Here is a 2,641-nt window from a genome sequence, read left to right as displayed (position 1 = left end):
TTGATCAGCAGCGCGCGTGCAATCGAGATGCGCTGGCGCTCACCACCCGACAAGCCCTGGCCACGCTCGCCCACCAGCGAGTCATACCCTTGCGGCAGGCGCAGGATGAACTCGTGCGCATGGGCCGCACGGGCTGCAGCCACGATCTCTTCGCGGGTCGCATCCGGCTTGCCGTAGGCGATGTTCTCGGCAATCGTGCCAAAGAACAAAAACGGCTCTTGCAACACCAGGCCGATGTGCTTGCGGAAGTCCGACACGCCAATGCGGCGGATGTCCACACCATCGACCTTGATCGCGCCATCGGTCACGTCATAAAAGCGGCAGATCAGGTTGACCAGCGTGCTCTTGCCCGAGCCGCTGTGGCCCACCAGGCCGATCATCTCGCCGGGCTTGATCTCCAGGTTCAGGCCACGGATCACCGAGCGGCTGCCATAGCGAAAGCCGATGCTCTCCATGGTGAGGCCGCCTTGCAGCGAGGGCAGCTTGACCGGGTTGGTGGGCTCGGGCACGTTCGAGACGTGGTCCAGGATGTCGAAGATGCGCTTGGCGCCCGCCGCCGCCTTTTGCGTGACCGACACGATGCGGCTCATCGAATCCAGCCTGCCGTAGAAGCGGCCGATGTAGGCGATGAAGGCGGTGAGCACACCCACGGTGATCTGTTCCTTCGACACCAGCCAGATGCCAAAGGACCACACCACCAGCAGCCCGATTTCCGTCATCAGGGCGACCGTGGGCGAGAACAGCGACCAGGTCTTGTTGAGCTTGTCGTTGATCTCCAGGTTGTGGGCGTTGGCGTCATGAAAGCGCCTGGATTCGCGGTGCTCCTGCGCAAAGGCCTTGACCACGCGGATGCCGGGAATGGTGTCGGCCAGCACATTGGTGACCTCGCCCCACACACGGTCGATCTTCTCGAAACCGGTGCGCAGCTTCTCGCGCACGAGGTGGATCATCCAGGCGATGAAGGGCAGGGGGATCAAGGTGACCAGGGCCAGCCAGGGGTTGATGGAAAACAGGATGACGGCGGTCATGCCGATCATCAGCACATCGGTGGCGAAATCGAGCGCGTGCAGCGACAGGAAGACGCTGATGCGGTCTGTTTCGGAGCCGATGCGCGACATCAGATCCCCCGTGCGCTTGCTGCCGAAGTAGTCCAGCGACAGGTTGAGCAGGTGGTCGAATGTGGTGGTGCGCAGATCGGCGCTGATGCGCTCGGACACCAGGGCCAGCAGGTAGGTGCGTGCCCAGCCCAGGCCCCAGGCCAGCAAGGCCGAGCCCAGCAGGCCACCCATCAGCATGGCCACCAGCCAGGGATCGATGGTGCGGGTGGTCTGGAAGGGAATCAGCACCTTGTCCATCAGCGGGATGGTCAGGTAGGGCGGCACCAGGGTGGCGGCGGTCGAGGCCAGGGTCAGCAGGAAGCCGGCCAGCAGTTGCCCCTGGTAAGGCTTGGCGAAGCGCCACAGGCGCAGCAGCACCCAGGTGGAGGGGGGCGTCTGCAGTTCACGGGTGCAAACCGGACATTCATCGCTGTCCGGTGGCAGCTGGGCCTTGCAGGTCGGGCACTGGGTGCTGTCGTCCTCTTCGGGGGCTTGTCCGGTTTTCAGGGTGAGCTGGCGGCGTTCGAACTGTTCCAGCAGGCGCAGCACCTGCACCTGAACGTCCAGCGTGAAACGCCAGAATGCGACACGCTGATCCGCATTGTGCAATTCCAGGGTGCCGACGCCGGCGTGATCTTGCTGGCGCAGTTGCAGATCCGGCGTCAGGGGCCAGCTTTGCCAGGTGGTTTCTCCTGGGGCACGGGCCAGCAGACGCTGGTCGGTCAGCACAATCGGGGACGCTTTGAACCGAAGTTGAGCGTCCAAGTCAACCTCCAGCCGACTCAATACGTTTTCATCTGAGGCCAGCTGCAATTCTGCGCTGGTCGGGTCTTGGTCGGCATGATGCCTGTGGGCGTCAACTGGATGGTTTTTGTGCATGGTTCGGTACTAACGCGTGAGGGCACCTGTTCGGATGACCTCCGAGCGAAGCCCGCCATTTTCCCCCATTGCCAGGCGATGGGGCGCGTTAAGCAAGGCACAATCACGGGTTTACCCGATTCCCCAGCCGGTCCGACTGACCAAACGGACGCTTTACCCCCGCTGGACATGAGCAAAAAGAACGACATCAAGCTGCTGCGCATCAACTACCTGCGCGGCCCCAACATCTGGACTTACCGTCCGGTGCTGGAAGTCTGGCTGGACCTGGGCGAGCTGGAGGATTACCCCTCCAACAAGCTGCCCGGCTTCAATGAACGCCTCACCAAGCTGATGCCCGCCCTGGTGGAGCACCACTGCGGCGTGGGCGAACGGGGCGGTTTCATCGAGCGTTTGACCGAAGGTACCTGGGCAGGGCACATCCTGGAGCACGTCGTCATCGAACTGCTGAACCTGGCGGGCATGCCCACCGGTTTTGGCCAGACCCGCAGCACCTCGCAGCACGGCGTTTACCGCATGGTGTTCCGTGCACGTGACGAGCAAGTGGCCCGCACCGCCCTGAAGGAAGGCCACGCCCTGCTGATGGCCGCCATCAACGACGAGCCCTTCGATGTGGCCAAGGCGGTGGAAGAAGTCCGCACGCATATCGACGATTACTACCTCGGCCC

At 63.0% G+C, this 2,641-nt stretch carries 2 protein-coding genes; one reads left to right on the top strand and one right to left on the bottom strand.

Features of this window, described 5'->3' with window-relative positions; all coding sequences use genetic code 11:
• On the bottom strand, positions 1-1,976 hold a 1,976-nt coding region (locus VFW84_RS14135), incomplete at its 3' end, for an ABC transporter ATP-binding protein (RefSeq protein WP_329681102.1).
• Between the two features lie 168 nt (positions 1,977-2,144).
• On the opposite strand from VFW84_RS14135, the gene VFW84_RS14130 reads away from it, so the two are divergent.
• The coding region (locus VFW84_RS14130; RefSeq protein WP_414639002.1) for a cyanophycin synthetase family protein at positions 2,145-2,641 on the top strand (497 nt) is incomplete at its 3' end.

The sequence above is a fragment of the Aquabacterium sp. genome, from assembly GCF_036279655.1.
Lineage (GTDB): Bacteria > Pseudomonadota > Gammaproteobacteria > Burkholderiales > Burkholderiaceae_C > Aquabacterium.
This window is presented reverse-complemented; position numbering and strand designations above follow the sequence as displayed.